General features: G+C 37.3%; 3 protein-coding genes. 1 reads left to right on the top strand and 2 read right to left on the bottom strand.

Features of this window, described 5'->3' with window-relative positions; translation table 11 throughout:
• The first annotated feature begins 160 nt into the window (after positions 1-160).
• Complete coding sequence (locus AC1WHX_RS11220; RefSeq protein WP_303115588.1) at positions 161-1,150, top strand: hypothetical protein; 990 nt, start codon at positions 161-163, stop codon at positions 1,148-1,150.
• Positions 1,151-1,261: 111 nt separating this feature from the next.
• Here the strand turns inward: AC1WHX_RS11220 and AC1WHX_RS11215 are convergent, their stop codons facing one another.
• Together AC1WHX_RS11215 and AC1WHX_RS11210 are read right to left on the bottom strand one after the other, a co-directional pair.
• Positions 1,262-2,980 carry a sialate O-acetylesterase gene (locus tag AC1WHX_RS11215; protein WP_303115591.1) on the bottom strand — a complete coding sequence of 573 codons (1,719 nt, stop codon included), beginning with the start codon at positions 2,978-2,980 and terminating at the stop codon, positions 1,262-1,264.
• A gap of 39 nt (positions 2,981-3,019) precedes the next feature.
• Complete coding sequence (locus AC1WHX_RS11210) at positions 3,020-3,511, bottom strand: discoidin domain-containing protein (RefSeq protein ID WP_303115594.1); 492 nt, start codon at positions 3,509-3,511, stop codon at positions 3,020-3,022.
• Positions 3,512-3,600: the final 89 nt, after the last annotated feature.

Genomic DNA, 3,600 nt, shown 5'->3' with positions numbered 1-3,600 from the left:
ATAATAAATGTCATCAATACTCATTAAGTATCGGAATATGACGGAATCATACATAAAGCAATTGTACCTAAAGATTATAAGCATCTATATGTCTCTATATATAAAGTTTCTACTCTAAGAAACTTATTAGATGGTAAATATAAATTGAAAAGATAATGTTATGAAAAAGCTTCTATTTATACCATTATTCATTTTTATTATCAATTGTAATAACGACCGTATCGCACAAAATACGGAAAGTGAAGTTTCAACATTAGAAAACCGATTTATTTCCAATCAGTTAACCAACATACTATATAATTATATTTCATTTGATGACAGCTGCATATATGCATTATATATCGACAAACGGTTAGCGGATGATTATGTTGTAGCTCTGATCAAATATCCTAAAGCATCGAAATATAGGTTTGAAATAGAATATAAAAGTATGAAAGGTCAAAATTTCAATAGCAATTTATCCATAGACACTATTACCAATCCGACATTTTCCTCGTTTGAGCAATTATATCTATTATGCAGGAAACCACTAAACTATATTACTATAAAAAATAAAAACGTATTTATTTTTTCCGGGATAGAAGATCTTCTCAAACAAAAAAACGACACTCTCGAATTTTTATTGGAATATACATCTATAAAAGGTGGACATAATCCGTGGAGTATATTTCTGCAAAAAGACTCCTCCTTTTTACTTGAAGAATCTGATATTGCTTTTAGTGGAATAACCCAAGGATATGAAGATTCTGTTGCTCCACTCGACTCATTCATTAAGCACATCTATACCCTCAAAAACTTACCTCAAATCAAATCGACAGGGCTATTTGCCTTATCCACCAATTTATATAAAATAATAGCTTCATTTATAAAAGAGAACCGGATAAAAGACGGGATTATTGAATTAAAGGTGCAAAAAACAAACTATCAAAACCATGAAATAACAATAGATCTTCGAAAAGACGAACCGGATTATTTATTGAAAAAACATCCGGTTAATATATCATTCATAAACGGACATCCTGTATATATTTATACCGGAATAGAAAATTTTATAGAAGTGGGAATCGACAAAATATATAATTATACGCCTCAGGAACAGCCGATAGCCTCATGGAAAATCGTAATCTCTCCTAAAGTGTCTTCACCATAATATCTAAAGACTAATTAGCTCTATTATGGTCCTACTCCAACAAAATCACAAATTAATAAAAAACAAATAGCGATTATCGGGTTGGTAAAACCTCAATAATCGCTATTCTAATTATTTTTCCCAATTGTCCGTACGGAAAGGAGATGCCGGAAGCAACTCTTTATTGTACAGGTTACAAACCGGACTGTTGGAAAATCCATAACGCACAGCAACAAGTTTCAGCACCTTCGGGCTCGAGACAATCACTCGATCTCCATCGATCACGGCATCAGTCCAAACAAATTTACGGTCTTCTCCGGCAATGCAGAACCCGGTAAGTTTCTCGGAATTTTTAGGCTTTTCTCCTTTAGGTGTATAGGGAGAAGATGCTATTGTCAATCCGCTTCCGCAATTACTGAAATGAATAATCGCCTTATCCCCCTCTATCGTCATGCTTTGGTATAATGGACCAGAAGCAATTATCTTTTCGCCGTATGCTAATTTTCTTGCTGCTAATGCCAAACGATGTCCTACGTCATATTTATCGATCGGATGCAGATCGAAAGGATCACCGACATCGATAGTCACAGCCATAGCCGTATTGGGCAAAGCAAGAGCTTTTAATTGTCCTTCACGCACCCAACGCCAGCCTTGTCCTTCTTCTGAAGGTTTCTGATCGACAGGTCCGAAATTCGGCAACTGTACGTATATAAAAGGGAAATCTCCTATTCCCCATTTTTGCCTCCAATCGTTTATCAGACAAGGGAACAGCGTAGCATATTCTTTCCCTGATCCTCCGGAATTGAATTCTCCCTGATACCATATCACTCCTTTTATCGACAAAGGAATTAAGGGATTGATCATCGCATTGAACAGATTGGTCGGTCCGTTATTTCCTCCATTCGGTTTAGGCGGATCTGAAGGACGGGGAGAACTCGGTTTCGGTTTTTCAGGAATAGGAAGTCCGGCCGCCTGAGCCTTCTTTACCTCAATAGCCCATTCCTTTTGTGCCTTGTCCCACTCTTTACCCACAGTATTATTCCACTTTTTTATCGCTACGTCAAACTCGGCTTTCCTCTGTTTATAATTAGCGACAACTTCAGGATTTATCCTGACATTTTTTTCATAAAGATCGACATAACGTTTCAACTTAGGTTCAGCCTTCAAAGCAGACAGACTCGTCCAAGCCTCAGCACGTGTACCTCCCCACGCACTTTGTATTATTCCTAAAGGACGACCGTTTGTTTGACGAATATCCCGAGCAAAATAATAAGCTGCACTTGCAAATCCTTGTCCGTTTATTTTCCTCAATGCCTCAGGTGTACATAAAACCCATTTTGCAGCCCATTCGGGGTTTTGGGTATCTTCGGGCATATAAATATCGGACAGAGGATCAAGCGAGGTATTTCTCGGGACAAAAAATAGCCGCAACAAGGAATCTGCCGAAGCATCTACATCTTTTTTATAATGATTTTTATTAATACCCCACTCCATATTAGACTGTCCCGAAGCGACCCACACGTCTCCGACCAATACGTCCTCATATATAATTTTATTATTTCCTTTTATTGTGAGGGTCTGCCCTTTCGATTTCGTTTTTATGGGTTTCAAAGAAACTTTCCATTTACCATCCTGTCCGGCAACCGCCTTTCCTTTTTTTCCGGCAAGAGTCACGACCACCTTTTCTCCGGGATCGGCCCATCCCCATATAGATAATTGCGAGTCCTGCTGCAATACCATATGGTCGCCAAAAATTCGTGGCATACGAATATCGGCTTTTACCGGACAACTACATAAAAGATATGCTCCGGCAATAACAGCTATCTGCTTTATCGATAATAATTTATTCATGATCTTATTCCAATTTTATTCTGCCATAAAATCATTACATTATTTTACAAAAAATTCGTGAATACTCCACCAAGTCGAAACATCTTTAGTCAATGCGATCTTTATATATCTCGTTTCGACAGATGAAGGAAAAGTTATTACCGTTGCATCTCCTTTAATCCCTTCTCCCGTAATAACTGGATTTCCCCAATCTTTTCCATCTTTAGAAAGATACACGGCATAACCTCGAGGGAAATCATTTGCACTACGGCCTTGCTGTAATTCGATCACACTAAATTTCTGAGGAGTCTTCATATCGACAATAATCCAATCTCCCGCAACTTGCGGTTTTCCCAATGTCCAACGAGAATCGAGATCACCATCGACAGTTTTAGAAGGATTTTGAAAATCATACTTATAATTAGATGCCGTTACAGTCCATTCCGTACGGTCAGTATCTCTTTCTTGATTCTCATTATTCGTTGCAGCTCGTAACATTCCGATCGAAACGATAACACACAAAACAAATACGGTAATTCTTTTTGCATTCATGATTTTAAAAGTTAATGATTAATATATAAAATGTGTCTTTATATAAACAAATATAGGAATGACCGCTTAACAATTTTCGGAAAACGAAC

The sequence above is a fragment of the Coprobacter sp. genome (genome assembly GCF_982436375.1).
Note: the sequence above shows the minus strand (reverse complement) of the source record. Positions and strands in the feature narration are given on the sequence as shown.